The organism is Cetobacterium sp. ZWU0022, assembly GCF_000800875.1.
Taxonomy (GTDB): Bacteria; Fusobacteriota; Fusobacteriia; order Fusobacteriales; family Fusobacteriaceae; genus Cetobacterium_A.
Genome location: NZ_JRJZ01000092.1, coordinates 1 through 341 on the forward strand (window position 1 = coordinate 1; position 341 = coordinate 341).

Sequence of the window (341 nt, forward strand, 5' to 3'; positions counted from 1 at the left end):
TAGAATGAAAGAACTTGAAGTTGAAAATCCAAGAGAACTTGCAAAAAATGTATTAACAAACTTTAGATTGGAAGCTATAACAAAAGATATAATGATAAATGAACAGCTAAAAGAATCTTTGACTAATAAAATGCAAACTCAATTAATGATAGGTGAAAGAGAAGGATATAAAGAATCTGATTTAAAATTAAAAGAAATTGAGAAAAAATTAGATTATAAATATAAAGAATATGATTTAATGATTGATGGATTAGAAAAACAAAAAGAAAAAGTTGATAGATTAGAAAATGAAATTAAAGCAAAAAAAGATAATGAATTAAAAGTTATAAAAACATTACTTG

General features: G+C 21.7%; 1 protein-coding gene. It reads left to right on the plus strand.

Annotated features, from left to right (window positions below; genetic code table 11):
* Nucleotides 1–341, plus strand: a 341-nt coding sequence (locus L988_RS13825) for a hypothetical protein (protein WP_047383276.1), incomplete at both ends; no start/stop codon positions are given.